The sequence below is a fragment of the Rhizobium skierniewicense Ch11 genome, from assembly GCF_023757665.1.
Lineage (GTDB): Bacteria > Pseudomonadota > Alphaproteobacteria > Rhizobiales > Rhizobiaceae > Agrobacterium > Agrobacterium skierniewicense.
The window spans coordinates 42,721-58,266 of record NZ_RXPG01000005.1 but is presented as its reverse complement, the minus strand read 5'-3'; the positions used below and the strand labels follow the sequence as shown (position 1 = coordinate 58,266).

The 15,546-nt window shown below is 56.5% G+C and carries 15 protein-coding genes; 8 read left to right on the top strand and 7 right to left on the bottom strand.

Annotated features, from left to right (window positions below):
• The first annotated feature begins 80 nt into the window (after positions 1–80).
• Positions 81–692, top strand: coding sequence for a PilZ domain-containing protein (locus EKM04_RS03655; RefSeq protein ID WP_174153281.1), 612 nt, complete (start codon positions 81–83; stop codon positions 690–692).
• 552 nt (positions 693–1,244) lie between these two features.
• A complete protein-coding gene (locus EKM04_RS03650; protein ID WP_174153283.1) occupies positions 1,245–1,856 on the top strand; it encodes a transglutaminase-like cysteine peptidase in 612 nt (203 codons plus the stop codon).
• Positions 1,857–1,996: 140 nt separating this feature from the next.
• On the opposite strand, the gene EKM04_RS03645 is transcribed toward EKM04_RS03650, so the two are convergent.
• On the bottom strand, positions 1,997–2,431 hold the full coding sequence (locus EKM04_RS03645) for a DUF1489 family protein (protein ID WP_183897213.1): 435 nt from the start codon (positions 2,429–2,431) through the stop codon (positions 1,997–1,999).
• Positions 2,432–2,496: 65 nt separating this feature from the next.
• The gene (locus EKM04_RS03640; RefSeq protein WP_183897212.1) at positions 2,497–3,900 is read right to left on the bottom strand and encodes an L-serine ammonia-lyase; all 1,404 of its coding nucleotides are present in this window, start codon (positions 3,898–3,900) and stop codon (positions 2,497–2,499) included.
• Between the two features lie 648 nt (positions 3,901–4,548).
• Here EKM04_RS03640 and EKM04_RS03635 point away from each other — a divergent pair.
• Positions 4,549–4,902: a hypothetical protein gene (locus EKM04_RS03635; RefSeq protein WP_174153286.1), complete on the top strand. Its 354-nt coding sequence runs from the start codon at positions 4,549–4,551 to the stop codon at positions 4,900–4,902.
• Between the two features lie 10 nt (positions 4,903–4,912).
• On the opposite strand, the gene EKM04_RS03630 is transcribed toward EKM04_RS03635, so the two are convergent.
• The 3 genes from EKM04_RS03630 to EKM04_RS03620 all read right to left on the bottom strand — a co-directional run bounded on the left by EKM04_RS03630 (position 4,913) and on the right by EKM04_RS03620 (position 7,017).
• Positions 4,913–5,665: a phosphodiester glycosidase family protein gene (locus tag EKM04_RS03630; RefSeq protein ID WP_183897211.1), complete on the bottom strand. Its 753-nt coding sequence runs from the start codon at positions 5,663–5,665 to the stop codon at positions 4,913–4,915.
• A 180-nt stretch (positions 5,666–5,845) separates the two neighbouring features.
• Positions 5,846–6,007 carry an entericidin domain-containing protein gene (locus EKM04_RS03625; RefSeq protein ID WP_174153288.1) on the bottom strand — a complete coding sequence of 54 codons (162 nt, stop codon included), beginning with the start codon at positions 6,005–6,007 and terminating at the stop codon, positions 5,846–5,848.
• Between the two features lie 113 nt (positions 6,008–6,120).
• The gene (locus tag EKM04_RS03620; RefSeq protein ID WP_183897210.1) at positions 6,121–7,017 is read right to left on the bottom strand and encodes a LysR family transcriptional regulator; all 897 of its coding nucleotides are present in this window, start codon (positions 7,015–7,017) and stop codon (positions 6,121–6,123) included.
• Positions 7,018–7,257: 240 nt separating this feature from the next.
• Between EKM04_RS03620 and EKM04_RS03615 the strand changes: the two genes are divergently transcribed.
• Positions 7,258–7,473, top strand: coding sequence for a hypothetical protein (locus EKM04_RS03615; protein ID WP_183897274.1), 216 nt, complete (start codon positions 7,258–7,260; stop codon positions 7,471–7,473).
• 123 nt (positions 7,474–7,596) lie between these two features.
• The gene (gene glgX / locus EKM04_RS03610) at positions 7,597–9,675 is read left to right on the top strand and encodes a glycogen debranching protein GlgX (protein ID WP_183897209.1); all 2,079 of its coding nucleotides are present in this window, start codon (positions 7,597–7,599) and stop codon (positions 9,673–9,675) included.
• Positions 9,676–9,731: 56 nt separating this feature from the next.
• Here glgX and EKM04_RS03605 read toward each other — a convergent pair whose 3' ends face one another.
• Positions 9,732–10,160 (bottom strand): response regulator, encoded by a 429-nt coding sequence (locus EKM04_RS03605; RefSeq protein WP_183897208.1) that lies wholly within the window; start codon positions 10,158–10,160, stop codon positions 9,732–9,734.
• 428 nt (positions 10,161–10,588) lie between these two features.
• Between EKM04_RS03605 and EKM04_RS03600 the strand changes: the two genes are divergently transcribed.
• Positions 10,589–11,587, top strand: a complete 999-nt coding sequence (locus EKM04_RS03600; RefSeq protein WP_412762988.1) for a GlxA family transcriptional regulator — start codon at positions 10,589–10,591, stop codon at positions 11,585–11,587.
• A 267-nt stretch (positions 11,588–11,854) separates the two neighbouring features.
• Here the strand turns inward: EKM04_RS03600 and EKM04_RS03595 are convergent, their stop codons facing one another.
• Complete coding sequence (locus EKM04_RS03595) at positions 11,855–13,330, bottom strand: NAD(P)H-hydrate dehydratase (protein ID WP_183897206.1); 1,476 nt, start codon at positions 13,328–13,330, stop codon at positions 11,855–11,857.
• Between the two features lie 348 nt (positions 13,331–13,678).
• Here EKM04_RS03595 and EKM04_RS03590 point away from each other — a divergent pair, with 348 nt between their 5' ends.
• Entirely contained in the window at positions 13,679–14,017 is a 339-nt protein-coding gene (locus EKM04_RS03590; protein ID WP_007753933.1) for a P-II family nitrogen regulator, read from the top strand.
• A gap of 65 nt (positions 14,018–14,082) precedes the next feature.
• Positions 14,083–15,492: a type I glutamate--ammonia ligase gene (glnA, locus tag EKM04_RS03585; RefSeq protein ID WP_174153295.1), complete on the top strand. Its 1,410-nt coding sequence runs from the start codon at positions 14,083–14,085 to the stop codon at positions 15,490–15,492.
• Positions 15,493–15,546 lie beyond the last annotated feature (54 nt).

The following is a 15,546-nucleotide window of genomic DNA, read 5'->3' as shown; positions in this document are numbered from 1 at the left end:
ATTGATGCTCACCAAGGGAACGGACTGTTAACTCGGGGCATGTAAAGGATGAGGATCATCGCAAACCCATAGTGAAGCTCATGTTTTCATCCCGCTCAACAACTGTCGCCTTTGCCTCCCGGCCTGCGGAAACGCCTGCCGCCGAAGTCGTGACTGTTGGGCTGTCGGGAAGACTGATGGTACCCTCACACGAAGAGTATGACTGCACCGCCAATGAGATGACGGCCGAGACGGCACGCATTACCTGCTTCGTGCGTCCACGCAACGGCGACCGCATCATTGCCTATCTTCAACATATTGGCCGGATCGAAGGCATCGTTCAGGCGCTGACGGCGGATGGTTTTACCATCTCGATCATGGCGACTGAGCGAAAGCGCGAAAAGCTGGCGGCGCAATTGGCATGGATTGCCAAGCGTCAGGCACTGGGCCTACCGGAAGACCGCCGACACGACCGTCTGACGCCGCGCCATCCAAGCGCCGACCTGACATTCAGCGATGGCACCATTGTGCCCTGCCGCATCATCGACCTTTCGCTGTCCGGTGCCGCGGTGGAACTCGAGATCCGTCCCGCACTTGGGACTGACGTGCGTCTGGGCAACATGGCCGGCCGGATCGTTCGCCACTTCATGGAAGGTGTGGCCGTTGAATTCGATTCCGTACAGTCACGCGATGCACTGATCGAATTTCTCTAAAACATACATCCAACCGATCGCAACCGGCAACGCACTCCGCGTCTGCCGGTTTTTTTGTGTGCGAAATCCCGGTCGCGACGGGCTCCGGTTCTGCAGGCTGGCAGGGTTACCGGACAGGCCATAGGTTCGATACCTGAAGCTTCCCGAAAAAATCAGGAAAAATCAAAAAAAGAACGAAATAATCCGCCGAAAACCGCGATTTAATAGCCCTCATAGATAGAAATTTGCACCTAAAAATTGCTTTTCAGGCCTTTTCATGACCATTTTGCTGGTCTCAGTATAGTCAAAGAAGGGTTTAAATAAACCATATCTGTTCAGCGGGGCTCGTCCCGTTAACTGACCACGGTCACGATCTCATTTATTTCAATGAGTTACAAGATAATCAGGCTGAAATTCCTGAATGGAACGATAAAATTTGAATCGATTTCCTATCAAGTAAAGTTAAAATAAAGCTCTGTTTTCCCTAAATTTTGCGTCGAATTTGAGCACCGTTATTTCCGAGCGCTCAAAATATCGCTGGCATTGTCCTCCTCACAACGGGGAGACAAGAAAATGAAAAACATCAACCGTTTCGGTTTCATGATTGCGGCACTGATCTTCGGCGCCTTTTCGACACAGGCTCACGCTTCGCCAGCCGCTAGCATGCGCATCATGGGCAAGGCCAACCCACCCATTGGTCATTACGAATTTTGTCAGACATATCAGAGCGAATGCCAGCCGACATCTGCGGACCGTGGCCCTCTGAAGCTGACGGAACAGAACTGGCAGATGATCCTCGACGTCAACTACACTGCCAACACGACGATCACCCCGATGACGGACCTGGAAGTCTATGGCGTAGAAGAGCGCTGGGCTTATCCCACAACCGCTGGGGATTGCGAAGACTATGTTTTGCTGAAGCGCAAGATGCTGATGAACAAGGGCATCTCACCGTCCGACCTCCTGATCACAGTCGTTTTGCAGCCAAACGGAGCGGGCCATGCGGTTTTGACCGTGCGTACCGACCGTGGCGATTTCATCCTCGATAATCTTCGCAACAAGGTCATCGACTGGTCTGAGACCGAATATACCTACCTGAAGCGTCAGGACAGCAACAACCCGGGCCGTTGGGTCAAGATACAGGATGGCCGCGCCGTCAACGCTGTTGCAGCCATCAACGAATAAGGCGACGAGCGGTCTCCCCGCGACGCGACCTTTCCATTGGACAATCACGTCACCCAGTTCTTGATGTGATCGCTCCAAGAGCCGGTTCCCCGCCCCGGAACCGGCTTTTTTTTGCCTGAAATTCATCAGAGGACGTTCGCTTAGAGCAGTCCGAGTTCGGCCAGTTCCCGGCGAAGATCGGATGGCATTTCGTCGGAAAGACCGCCACCGCCCAGATCACGCGGGGCTTCCTCATCCTTCAGATATCGCCAGCCCTGAAAGGGTCGCTTGGGTGCAGGCGACGTTTCGATTACCTCCGGCCCAAGCACGAGATCGCAGCGGCTGATACCGTCATCGCCCTTGAAGGATTTGATATCGAGAATTTTCTGGCGCGCCTGAACCTGGCCCTTGATGACCCAGTAGAGCGAGCCACCATCCAGCAGCTCCTCTGCCCGTTTTGGGAACATACGGGTGGTGTGAACGCTGTGTGGCTCCATGCCCGCCGCTATGGCCAGAAGAGAGCGTTGGGAGACCCAACCGCGCAAATCCTCGATCGTGTCAGCGCCAACACAGAGCTTGATGAGATGTAAAGACATGCCGCTATCAATGCGGTTTCAGGCCTTGCGTCAAGCGCCTAGACTGCAAAGCTGGTCGGCGCGGATCAACATTCCACGACATTCACGGCAAGGCCACCCGTCGAGGTCTCCTTGTATTTCTCGCTCATGTCGTTGCCGGTCTGGCGCATGGTTTCGATACAGGCATCCAAAGGGACGAAATGCGAGCCATCACCTTTCAGCGCCAGAGATGCAGCCGTGACGGCCTTGACCGCACCAAGGGCGTTACGCTCGATGCACGGCACCTGAACCAGACCGGCGATCGGGTCGCACGTCATGCCAAGGTGGTGCTCCAACGCAATTTCGGCCGCATTCTCCACCTGCGCCGGTGACCCACCCATAACAGCGGCCAGACCCGCAGCCGCCATGGCCGCAGCGGAACCCACCTCCCCCTGACAGCCGACTTCGGCGCCCGAGATAGAAGCGTTGTGCTTGATGATGCCGCCAACGGCCGCAGCCGTCAGCAGAAAGTCCCTGATATCCTCGACGCTCGCATCCTCATGAAAATGGCGGAAATATTTGACCGTCGCCGGTATCACACCCGCCGCCCCATTGGTGGGCGCCGTGACGACACGACCGCCGGACGCATTCTCCTCGTTGACCGCCATCGCGTAGACGCTCAGCCAGTCATTGGCCAGAAGGGGATTGAGGCGGTTGCTGCGCCATTCGGCATTCAGCTTGTCGTGGATGGAGCGCGCGCGGCGCTTGACCTTCAGGCCACCCGGCATGATGCCCTCGCCCTTCAGTCCGCGCTCGATGCAGCCGTTCATCGCTTCCCAGATCACGTCCAGCCTGTCGTCCAGTTGCTGGCGCGACATCACCGTTTCTTCATTGGCACGCTTCATCTGCGCGATGGTGCGCCCCGACCGCTCGGCCATGTCCAGCATCGCCCTGGCGGTGGCGAAGGGATAGGGAACCCTGGGGCCAGTATCAACGGTCTTGCCCCGCTGACGCATGGCGTCAAGCTCTGTGTCGGTGACAACAAAACCGCCGCCAACAGAATAATAGATGCGCTTGAGCAGCATACGGCCCTGATTGTCATAGCCGGAAAAACTCATGCCATTGGCATGGCCGGGCAACGGGTTCTTCTTGTCGAATACGAGGTCTTCGGCAGGTCGGAAGGCGTAGCTCGGGTGGCCCGCAGGCGAAACGCGACCCGTGGATTCGACCGTGGCGATCAACCCGTCCATCGCGTCGGGATCGACCTGATCAGGCTGTTCGCCCATCAGACCCAGCACAACCGCGCGTCCTGAACCATGGCCGATGCCGGTGAAGGCAAGAGAGCCATGCAGACTGACCTTGATGGCAGACACGACGGCATTCGAAGGTCGCGGCCAATCGTTGGACAGCAGGGTTTCGAGAAATCTGTTCGCGGCAGACATCGGTCCCATCGTATGCGAACTGGACGGTCCAATACCGATCTTGAACACGTCGAAAACCGAAAGAAACATATCTGCCTGCCCTATGTATAGACTTATGGCCTCAGTCTATCTGAACCGGAAAAATGCGCCATATCAAAATAGGCATGGAGTAGGCTGAGCGCGACATGTGTTCGGCGTAAACGAAAACAGCACGGTCCTGTGGGGAACCGTGCTGAACAGTCTAAAGTGTCTATGAGAGATTGTTACGGGCTACCAAATACGTAGGTCAATGCGAGAAAGGCGGCAAAACCTGCAAGTGCGCGAAATGTTACGGCCCAGCAGGATTTCTGTGCGGTTTCGTCCATGATTACTCCAGCGTGTTACTCTCAAGCCGCTCATGCGTCAGCCAGTGGATGAAGCATTTATTAAAAACTTGTGACAAACGCAAATGCAAAAAACGGCTAAAGGAAGGCGAATCCGGCGACCTGCTATTCATCCCACGCATAGGTGTAATAAAAAACAATGGCTTATCAGTTCTTTCCGACACACCGCCTCAAATCCCCCTGTCTCAATTTGGTCCAAAGTGTAAACTTGGTCAGCTTTGGTTCACCAGTGAACGCTGAGCTGTGTATAAGCTTGCCGAAATAAAGGCTTTTTCACCAAACCTGCGTCGGTCGTATTGAACCGGCTGCGCAACTGGAATATCCGGCAAACATCAAAAGCTGGAGTGGTGACACAATGCAGGCGACCCCATCTTCTTTCCCTGACCGTGACACGGTCGCGACGAAAATTTCTAGCTGGGGTGCGGAAGATCACGCCTGGCTGACATTGCTTCTGGAGAACGCAGTGCAGGACGAAAACCTGCTGGAAGGTTTGCGTCTGTTTCTCGACCAGCAGGCACAAGCGCGCTTCCTCAACTCTCTGAAGCTGGAAAAATGCGGCGAATGGTTCGGCGAGAATGCCCCAGCGCGTTTGCAGATCCGCCTTCACGAAGTGTCGAAGAGCAGTCAGCACGCCGCATTTTCGGCATTCCGCACCGGCCTCTCAAAATCCGGCGGCTTGGAAAAAGCCTATCCGAAAGCGCCGCTATAGGGGAATGACTTTAGTCCGGCACTCGCTCGACAACAGCAACGATCGGCCCCAGATCAGACCAACCGTCGCGACGTTTTGCGGCGGGAATATCGACGCTTGAAATGCTGCCATCGAAATAAAGCGCATTGGCCACGTGCAGTTTGTCACGAAACAGGGTCGCAAAATCGTAAAACCGCACCGGATCTTCCGAAATTGCGAAATGCACGATGCCATCCTCAGATACGCCCACCCCATTGCGGGTGTTCAAACTGTCGCTTTCGGGAAGAAATCGCGGATGAAGCTTTCCGTCGATCACCAGCATAGGGCCGGACTGGGTGGCGAAGTCCGGTGACACGTTGGCGTTGAGGTATGCGCTGGTTTCCAGCACTCCTGCCTGTTTGCCCTTCATGAAGAACACCCCATTCGGCTGCATATGGAAATTGCCCCAGCCGCCGCCGGTGCTGATGGGCGCGGTCTCCACACCGTGATCGACGAACAGCCCGACCGGCGACAGATCGCGGTGGTACATCCCGGCATTCATCGCAAAGGTAACGAAGCTGTGCTGGCGCCATAGTGCCGAAGACAAAGCATCGAACGAGCCATAGGGTTTCGATGAAACATAATCCCAGTGGTAAAGCCGGATGTCGCTTTTCGTAGGGTCAAAGCGACACACGGTATAGCGGGCGCCCATGTGGTCCAGCGACTGGCAAAAGTCCGGCAAAGACGCGGCGCTGGCGCTCGTCGGCAACAAAGCCGCCAGCAGATATCGGATGAGTCTGAGCATATGGTCCCAACGTCGATCATGTTCGGCTGTCGAGCGATAGACCGCTTGATCGGGACGAGAATATGGCCTTGTGACCGGAAGGGCAAAGACGAGTCATCTTTGCCAAGCGTCACAACAAAAAAGCCGACGGGTTGGCGTCGGCCTTTTCATTCGGTTCTTAAGATTGAACCAGAAACAATATTAACGGCGCGCTGCGCGATCCACGCTCTGTCCAGCAGCCTGCGTGCCATCTACAGTGCCTGCAACGTCCTTGCCAACGCCGCGGATCGTGTTGCCGCAGGAAGAAAGGGAGACGAGAGCAATAAGAACGGCGGCAGTGGTTGCGAAGAAACGTGTGGACATATGGAAACTCCCCTTAAAGTCTGCGCATGGGCGCAAAAGACAACTGAATTAGCGCGCTGAAAACGCAGGTAAGTCAAAGCGGTTCCGTAGCGTGTCAAAAAAAAATCAGCGCGTTAAACGGGCTGCGCAAATTCCTTGAACGCGTTGCGAATGCTATCGGCCACCGCCTGCACGGGACGCGTCGGCTTGTCGGCAACGATGAGGCGGATATCGAAGCAGCCAAGCTCCGGCATTCCATCCTTCTCACCCAGGATCACCATGTTGTTCTGCACATAGGAACGCGGTAACGGGGCGACCGCCAGATCCGCTTCGATGGCCGCCTTCTGCGCCATCGTATGGCCGCTGAGGTAAGCCACCCGATAAGGACGGTTCTGCTTTTCGAGCGATGACGTGGCTTCGGAGCGCCAGATGCAGCCATCCTCCCATATCGAAATGGGGATGGGATCGCGCAAATGGGCCGTACCACATTTGGCGCCGGCCCAAACCAGGCGTTCGCGCATCAAAACCTCTCCGCTGGTACGAAGCGGCAGCGACGCGCAATTGACGAGCGCGAGGTCCAGCCGCTGCTCGTCCATACGCCTGTAAAGCTGCGAACTGGAATCGATCACCACGTCCACCATGATGGCCGGAAACGCATCGGCAAAGCGCTTGAGGATGCCGGGCAGCAGCCCACGCTCTCCAATATCCTCAGGCGCGCCAAGGCGCACCACGCCCGACAGCTCAGGCATCACAAAACGCGCGACCGCCTCATTGGACAAAGCGATCATCCTCCGCGCATAGGTTAGCAGCGTCTCGCCATGAGCTGTCAATGTGACGGAACGCGCGTCACGCAGGAACAGGGTGGTCTTGAGTTGCTCTTCCAGCTTCTTGATCTGCATGGACACGGCTGACGGGGTTCGGAACACCACTTCGGCAGCCGTCGAAAAATTGCCTGTTTCTGCAATCGCAACAAACGTCCGCAGGATGTCATTGTCCAGCAGGGGCAAAGGCTGGCGGAAGGAAACTGTCATGGCACATGCCTTCAATTTTTCTGATCAATAGATGGATATCATTTCGTTTGATTGAATGTCAACAAGGCCGCATCCTCAAAAACGTAGCCGGAAGCGCACGAGAAAATCGCCGAATTTCTCACCAGAAACGCATAAGTTTTCGTCATCAATGACATGAAAATCATTCAATTGATTGATGAATATTCCAGGCGCATACCGGCGATGTCGAAGCAGAATACGGAGCATGAAAGGAGTATCAAAATGACGATGATCGTTCACCAAAGCCCAGGCCCCGCAAGGGGAAGGTTGCTCACCCAGAGGTTGCTGTCGCGGATTTCCGAGCGCGTGCTGGCGCTACAAACCGCATGGCGTCGCAAGCAGAACCTGCGCGCCCTTGAAGCCCTACCGACAGACACGCTCAAGGATATTGGATGGCCAACCACAGACACAACGAAGACGCGGATCGTTCGTCGATAGCACCCGTTTCCAACCCGCTTTGAATGGCTCGCACGACACTCTCTGCGAGCCATTTTTTTGCAGTGCGGAACAAATACCCCGCCGCCACATTTCCCCACGCACCTATCAAGCATGAGGATATTTATGGCCCAGTTCGGTTCCAGCATTCTGCCCGGCGACTTTACCCGCCTTGGCGCGAATTTCGACGGCGATGGCGTCAACTTCGCCATTTTCAGCGCCCACGCAGAGCGCGTCGAATTGTGCCTTTTCGACGAAAGCGGTAAAAACGAAATCGAACGCATCACCCTGCCCGAATTCACCAACGAAATCTGGCACGGTTTCATTCCCGGCTTGAAGCCCGGAGCACTCTATGGCTATCGCGTTCACGGCCCTTACGACCCGGAGAACGGACACCGCTTCAATCCCAACAAGCTGCTGGTCGATCCATACGCCCGCGAACTCGTCGGCGATATCGCGTGGGGTCCCGAGCAGTTCGGCTATATTCTGGATGCAGAGGAAAAAGACCTGTCCTTCAACGACAGCGACAGTGCGGCGAAAATGCCGAAGTGCCGCGTCATCGATCCGTCGGACTATGACTGGTCGGGAGACCAGAAGCCGAATGTGCCGTGGTCGAAAACGATTTTCTACGAGACCCACGTCAAGGGTTTCACGCAACTCCACCCCGGCATCGCTGAAAATCTACGCGGAACCTATGAAGGTCTCGGCGACAAGCAGATTGTCGAGTACATCAAGAGCCTCGGAGTGACCTCCGTCGAGCTGCTGCCCATCCACTCCTTCCCAGATGATTCGCATCTGCTGGACAAGGGCCTGAAGAATTTCTGGGGCTACAATTCCCTCGGCTTCTTCTCGCCTGCCTCACGCTATTATGGCCCAAAGGGCATGGCGGGTTTCCGCGATATGGTTCGCGCCTTCCATGACGGCGGGATCGAAGTCATCCTCGACGTGGTCTACAACCACACGGCAGAAGGCAACGAGCTTGGACCGACCCTTTCGTTCAAGGGTATCGACAACTTCTCCTACTACCGCACCATGCCCGACCAGCCGCGCTACTATATCAACGACACCGGCACGGGAAACACGGTCAACACATCGCATCCGCGTGTTCTCCAGATGGTGACAGACTCGCTACGTTACTGGGCCGAAGACATGCACATCGACGGCTTCCGCTTTGATCTGGGCACAATTCTTGGCCGCGAGCCGGAAGGCTTCGATCAGCGCAGCGGCTTTTTCGATGCCGTGGGTCAGGACCCTGTTCTCTCCAGGCTGAAGCTGGTCGGCGAACCATGGGATATCGGTCCCGGCGGTTATCAGGTCGGCGGCTTCCCACCCGGCTGGGCAGAGTGGAATGACAAGTACCGCGACACCGTGCGCGAATACTGGAAGGACGAGGACGGCACCGCTGGCGACTTCGCCGCGCGCGTTCTGGGTTCTGGCGATGTCTATGATCTGCGTGGCCGCAGACCGTGGTCAAGCGTCAACTTCATCACCGCGCATGACGGTTTCACGCTGAACGACGTCGTTTCCTACAATGAGAAGCACAACGAAGCGAATGGCGAAGACAACAAGGACGGCCACGACCACAACCGAAGCTACAACTACGGCGTAGAAGGTCCGACGGAAGACGAAGGCATCATCGCCGTGCGTGACCGCCAGAAGCGCAACTTCCTCGCAACCCTTCTCCTCTCCCACGGTACGCCTATGCTGCTGGCTGGTGACGAATTCGGTCGCAGCCAGATGGGCAACAACAATGGTTACTGCCAGGACAGCGAACTGAGCTGGGTCCACTGGGAAAATCTGCCGGAAAGTGCAGAGACACTGCGCAACTTTACGAAAAAGCTGATCGAGCTGCGCCAGAACCACTCGGTGCTGCGTCGTGAGAACTGGCGCGACGGCACGCACATCACCTGGCTGAACCCGGGCGGCGGAGAGCAGACTCAGGCGCAGTGGGAAGATCCAGGCAGCACCTCGCTCGGTCTTCGCCTGTCGCGAGGCGACGACAACGGCGATGCGGACGAATGGCGTGATGTGCTGATACTCTTCAACCCGCATGACGGGGTGGTGGAGTTCAAGCTGCCGGACGCCGAGCACGGCTGGATGACGGAATTGACGACCGCCGAGCCGGATGCGAACGCCGACAAGATCGCAAATGGAGAGACCCACTCGGTCGAAGGTCGTGCCATGGTGCTGTTGCGCGCTGCCTGATCCTGCGGTTGCGGAGACAAAAGGAAACGCCGGGAGAAATCCCGGCTTTTTTTCATTCAATGGCTGAGCTGTAAGCCCTCCAGCCGCACAGCGATCTTTCGACGGACGCTCTTGGTCTTGGCTGCGACGCCGGCGCGCAGTGCAAAAAAGATATCATCGAAATGATAGGGCTTGCTGAAGAAGCGGACGTCATCCGGCAGTTCCAGCGCATCGGGCGCATGGCCACCGGAGGTGACGATCACGGCAATCTGCTCCTGACACGATGACAACATCCGCACCAGATCCAGACCCGACAGGCCGCCCGGCATGTCGATATCTGTGATAACGGCGGAAATCGTATCCACCTTGCCGATAACGGCAATGGCTTCCAGCACGTTGGAGGCTTCCAGTACGCGGTAGCCCGCCTCTTCCAGCACATCCACAAGTGTAAATCGAATGATCGGCTCGTCTTCGACGACGAGAACAGTGAGACAAGCTTCATGCATACGCAATACTCCGCTCGAAAGCGCCGGGCAGGAACAGCAGAGCCATTCTCGGGCAGCCCGACACCGTAACAAAAGACGACCCGGTGGCATTTCATTTCAGAGCCGCCGCCATCGTTTACGTCGATAGAACGCGCAAGTGGACGATAAGTCTGGAGACTGCGCTTAAAAATTGAAAACAATATTAATAAAATGCAAAAGATCGGGCGCCAAGTGCCGGCGCACCTCACATCTGCACGCTATCGCTTCCTCGGCGAAGGGTATCCCGAATAAGTTTTTTGACAGCAACAGGCGCGCGTCGTATCTTGTGCCTAGAGTGTCGCAAACGCGATATACAGCGGACCATTTCCAAGCAAGGAATTGCGTTTCCGCAATGGAGCATGGTCGCCGTGAGCAAAACGCCTCCCAAAAAGCGCATTATCGTGTTCTTCATGGTTCCGCAGTTCACCATGCTGCCCTTTACGGCGGCTGTCGAAACGCTGCGCATCGCCAATCGCATGCTGGGTTATGCCGCCTATGAATGGCGTCTCGCCTCCAGCGACGGCCAGAAGGTCGCCTCCTCCAGCGGGATTGCACTGGAGGCCAACACATCGCTGGCAGACGAGCGAAAATCCGTCAGCGGTGAGAACCGCCCCAGCATGGTGTTGATCTGTTCCGGCATCGATATCGAGCAATACAGCAACAAATCCGTCAACGCATGGCTGCGGGAGGCGCATAATCGGGGCATTGCTGTCGGCAGTCTCTGTACAGGCGCGCATGTGCTTGCCCAGGCGGGACTGCTGAATGGCAAGCGCTGCGCGATCCACTGGGAGAACCTGCCAGGCTTTTCAGAGGCCTTTCCACAGGTCGAAGTCTACGCCGATCTCTATGAGGTCGATGGCAACATCTATACCTGCGCGGGTGGCACCGCCTCTCTGGACATGATGCTCAATCTGATTGGCCAGGATTTTGGCGAAAACCTCGTCAACCGCGTCTGTGAGCAGCAACTGACGGACCGGGTGCGCAATCCGCATGACCGCCAACGCCTGCCGCTCCGGGCCCGTCTCGGTGTCCAGAACGACAAGGTCCTGTCGATCATCGAATTGATGGAAAGCAACCTGTCAGAGCCGCTGTCTTTGCTCGACATAGCCGACGATGCCGATCTTTCACGCAGACAGGTGGAGCGGCTGTTTCGGCAGGAAATGGGGCGTTCCCCTGCCCGCTACTATCTGGAAATCCGGCTGGACCGGGCACGCCATCTTCTGGTCCAATCCGCCATGCCCGTGGTGGAAGTGGCGGTTGCCTGCGGCTTCGTTTCCGCATCGCACTTTTCCAAGTGTTATCGCGAAATCTACAATCGCACACCACAGCAGGAACGCGCTGAACGCAAGCTTGTCGTCAACGCATCCCGCATGGCCGCCATCACCAACCAGAGCAAGCCCGTGCATTAGAGCGTTTCCTTGTTAAATGGAAACAGTTCTGTTGGTTCAAACGGGATCGACTGCTTGTCCGGAGGGCGCGTGGCGTAGCCTTAGCATACGGCCAAGCCGTCCGGGCAGGCAGATGGCCCGTTTCAACCAACCCGGAGGGCCGGGCATCTTTCCGCCAGGACAAAGGCGATCGGCTCGACCGTACCTTAGGGTATGCCCTTCGCCAATCGCCTTTGTCCTGACGAAAATCTGCTCCGGCAGAACGTTTCCAGTTAACAAGGAAACGCTCTAAGATGAGAAAGGCCTGACCGCCGCAGCCAAATCCTCGGCCGTCAGTCCTGGACCGAGCCGCTGTGCGGTTTGACCGTGGAGCCAGACAGCGGCAGCGGCGGCTTCGAACGCGGGAACCTGCTGCGCCAGAAAGCCGCCGGCAATGCCAGCCAGCACATCTCCAGATCCGGCCGTCGCCAGATGAGGTGGCGCGTTTGTGTTGACGGTCGCACGCCCATCCGGCGCGGCAATCACGGTATCAGCGCCCTTGTAGACGATCACGGCGTTGCTGAGTTCCGCAGCCGCCTGCGCCTTTTCTATCTTGCTCAGCGTTTCGTCTGCAGCGATGTCGGGAAAAAGCCGCCCGAACTCACCCTCATGTGGCGTCAAAATGCGGGGCGCGTCTGTGGCGAAGAGATCGAAAAGCTGCTGCGGATCGTGCCGGAAGGCTGTGATGCCATCGGCATCCAGCACCAGCGCCTTGTCCTTCAGAAGCGACACAAACCGGCGCGCGCGCTCGATATCACTGAAGCCGGGACCGAGGATGTAAGTCCCATGACGCGTGTCGTCCCGCCAGGCAGAAAGCTCGTCTTCGCTTTCGATACCCTGAACCATGACCGCCGTGAGCGTCGCCGATAAAACACCAATGGCGTCCTGAGGTGCAGCAACAGTGACGATGCCCGCACCCGCACGAAACCCTGCCATGGCAGCCATTCGGGCCGCACCCGTGGCGTGGGAGGGACCAGAAAACACCGTCAAATGCCCGCGCTTGAACTTGTGGGTGTCCTCGTCAGCCCTTTGAAAGCATCCCATCCACAAGAAGGGGCCGTTTTCATAGACGCAGCCACAATGCGCTTCCAGAAGTCTTTGCGGGATACCGATATTGAAAACGTCAAGCGTGCCGCACAGGGAGCGACCCGGCATCAGAACATGACCCGGTTTGCGAGCCATGAACGTAACGGTTCGTTCTGCCCGAAACGAACGTCCAAGCGGCACCCCGCGCCGTCCGCACAGACCGGATGGAAGATCAACGGCGATCACGGAAATGGAAGCCGTCTCGACAACATCGATCACAGCCGCCACCTCAACGGGCACATCCCGCGAAAGTCCGGCGCCAAAGATGGCGTCGATCACGACATCGCCAGAGCGTGGCACGTAGCTGCCAAGCGGCTCGCTGGCGATCCCCATGGCATCGAACGCCTGCCTTGCGGCGCCCTTCAGCCGGGAAACATCACCAAACACGTAAGGGGCAACCTCGGCACCGCTTGCCTTCAGGGCCCGCGCTGCGACAAAGCCATCGCCGCCATTGTTGCCGGTTCCGCACAGCGCGACATAGCGCAAAGCTTGTGGGTAATGCGTGAGAACGCTAGCTGCGACGGCCTGCCCTGCCCGTTCCATCAGAGATGAAAGGGAAATGCCACTCGCTTCTGCGCTTGCATCAATGTGCGCCATGGTGGCTGGATCAAACAGGGCGTGCTGAACTGAAAACATCATGTCCACATATTCAGCTCAAAAACAGACAAAAGGCAATCGGTGGAAAAATAGGCATTTAAGACTGCATAAAATATATGCACCTGGATTAAATTTGACCAGCACCTTTCATCCACTCACCTGCTCGCGACCGGCCTGAAATTTGGCAAAATCGTGAAAAAATGACTGCTGCGTGGACAACACGCAGTATTTTTATCCAGGGAAACAGTGAAGCTGCATCAAATTTCGCTGTGTCCAGCTCTTTTTCAAAGATTTTTTAATCAAACCGACTTCCGATCTGGCACGATACGTGCATTCTTGTGGCAGAGCGGAAAGACCGCTTGAACGGGAGAAGCGGAGAGATATTTTCTCATGAAAAAGATCGAAGCGATCATTAAGCCTTTTAAGCTCGACGAAGTGAAGGAAGCCCTTCAGGAAGTCGGACTCCAGGGAATAACGGTTACGGAAGCTAAGGGCTTTGGTCGTCAAAAAGGCCATACGGAACTCTATCGCGGAGCAGAGTACGTCGTCGACTTCCTGCCGAAGGTAAAAGTCGAAGTCGTGCTTGCGGATGAAAATGCGGATGCCGTTATCGAGGCCATTCGCAATGCCGCGCAGACCGGACGCATTGGTGACGGAAAGATTTTCGTGTCCAACGTGGAAGAGGTCATCCGTATTCGTACGGGTGAAACAGGCGTAGACGCCATATAAAAAGACTGAACCCGGGAAAGCCGGGGCTTCACCTTGTTATCAAAACACTCAAGGAAAAGTTTCAAATGACGACCGCAAACGATATTCTCAAGCAGATCAAGGACAACGACGTCAAGTTCGTGGACCTGCGCTTTACCGACCCAAAGGGCAAGCTGCAGCACGTGACCATGGACGTGGCCTGCGTGGACGAAGATATGTTCGCCGATGGCGTCATGTTCGACGGCTCTTCGATCGGCGGCTGGAAGGCCATCAACGAATCCGACATGGTGCTGATGCCGGACACGGGCACGGTCCATATGGACCCGTTCTTCGCGCAGTCCACCATGGTCATCATCTGCGATATTCTCGATCCCGTCTCTGGCGAGTCCTATAACCGCGACCCGCGCGGCACAGCCAAGAAGGCTGAAGCCTACCTCAAGGCATCCGGTATCGGCGATACGATCTTCGTTGGACCTGAGCCCGAATTCTTCGTCTTCGACGACGTCAAGTACAAGGCCGATCCCTACAACACGGGCTTCAAGCTCGATTCGTCCGAACTGCCGTCTAACGACGACACGGATTACGAGACGGGCAACCTCGGCCACCGTCCGCGCGTCAAGGGCGGCTATTTCCCGGTTCCGCCCGTCGACAGCCTTCAGGACATGCGTTCCGAAATGCTGACTGTCCTGGGCGAAATGGGCGTGGTCGTTGAAAAGCATCACCACGAAGTCGCCTCGGCTCAGCACGAACTGGGCGTGAAGTTCGACACGATGGTATCCAGCGCCGACAAGATGCAGATCTACAAATATGTGGTCCATCAGGTCGCAAACGCTTACGGCAAGACGGCAACCTTCATGCCAAAGCCGATCTTCGGCGACAATGGTTCGGGCATGCACGTTCACCAGTCCATCTGGAAGGGCGGTAAGCCGACCTTCGCTGGCGACGAATATGCTGGCCTGTCTGAGACTTGCCTCTACTACATCGGCGGCATTATCAAGCATGCCAAGGCGATCAACGCCTTCACCAACCCGACGACCAACTCCTACAAGCGTCTGGTCCCAGGTTACGAAGCACCGGTTCTGCTGGCATACTCCGCCCGCAACCGCTCGGCATCCTGCCGCATTCCTTTCGGCTCCAACCCGAAGGCAAAGCGCGTCGAAGTGCGCTTCCCGGACCCAGCCCAGAATCCATATCTCGGCTTTGCAGCGATGCTGATGGCTGGCCTCGATGGCATCAAGAACAAGATCCACCCCGGCAAGCCGATGGACAAGGATCTGTACGATCTGCCACCGAAGGAACTGAAGAAGATCCCGACCGTGTGCGGCTCGTTGCGTGAAGCACTCGACAGCCTCGACAAGGATCGCAAGTTCCTGACCGCCGGCGGCGTGTTTGACGACGACCAGATCGATGCCTTCATTGAACTGAAGATGCACGAAGTCATGCGTTTCGAAATGACCCCTCACCCGGTCGAATTCGACATGTACTACTCGGCGTAACAGTTACATTTTGAAAAGGCGCCTCTCGGGGCGCCTTTTTTCTTTCGCAATAAC

What these genes read in the sequence shown, in the direction of transcription:
- EKM04_RS03595 (WP_183897206.1), bottom strand. Translation starts at nt 13,330, where the DNA reads ATGATGTTTTCAGTTCAGCACGCCCTGTTTGATCCAGCCACCATGGCG.
- EKM04_RS03605 (WP_183897208.1), bottom strand. Translation starts at nt 10,160, where the DNA reads ATGCATGAAGCTTGTCTCACTGTTCTCGTCGTCGAAGACGAGCCGATC.
- EKM04_RS03590 (WP_007753933.1), top strand. Translation starts at nt 13,679, where the DNA reads ATGAAAAAGATCGAAGCGATCATTAAGCCTTTTAAGCTCGACGAAGTG.
- EKM04_RS03650 (WP_174153283.1), top strand. Translation starts at nt 1,245, where the DNA reads ATGAAAAACATCAACCGTTTCGGTTTCATGATTGCGGCACTGATCTTC.
- EKM04_RS03645 (WP_183897213.1), bottom strand. Translation starts at nt 2,431, where the DNA reads ATGTCTTTACATCTCATCAAGCTCTGTGTTGGCGCTGACACGATCGAG.
- EKM04_RS03655 (WP_174153281.1), top strand. Translation starts at nt 81, where the DNA reads ATGTTTTCATCCCGCTCAACAACTGTCGCCTTTGCCTCCCGGCCTGCG.
- EKM04_RS03600 (WP_412762988.1), top strand. Translation starts at nt 10,589, where the DNA reads ATGGTTCCGCAGTTCACCATGCTGCCCTTTACGGCGGCTGTCGAAACG.
- EKM04_RS03635 (WP_174153286.1), top strand. Translation starts at nt 4,549, where the DNA reads ATGCAGGCGACCCCATCTTCTTTCCCTGACCGTGACACGGTCGCGACG.
- glnA (WP_174153295.1), top strand. Translation starts at nt 14,083, where the DNA reads ATGACGACCGCAAACGATATTCTCAAGCAGATCAAGGACAACGACGTC.
- glgX (WP_183897209.1), top strand. Translation starts at nt 7,597, where the DNA reads ATGGCCCAGTTCGGTTCCAGCATTCTGCCCGGCGACTTTACCCGCCTT.
- EKM04_RS03615 (WP_183897274.1), top strand. Translation starts at nt 7,258, where the DNA reads ATGACGATGATCGTTCACCAAAGCCCAGGCCCCGCAAGGGGAAGGTTG.
- EKM04_RS03620 (WP_183897210.1), bottom strand. Translation starts at nt 7,017, where the DNA reads ATGACAGTTTCCTTCCGCCAGCCTTTGCCCCTGCTGGACAATGACATC.
- EKM04_RS03625 (WP_174153288.1), bottom strand. Translation starts at nt 6,007, where the DNA reads ATGTCCACACGTTTCTTCGCAACCACTGCCGCCGTTCTTATTGCTCTC.
- EKM04_RS03640 (WP_183897212.1), bottom strand. Translation starts at nt 3,900, where the DNA reads ATGTTTCTTTCGGTTTTCGACGTGTTCAAGATCGGTATTGGACCGTCC.
- EKM04_RS03630 (WP_183897211.1), bottom strand. Translation starts at nt 5,665, where the DNA reads ATGCTCAGACTCATCCGATATCTGCTGGCGGCTTTGTTGCCGACGAGC.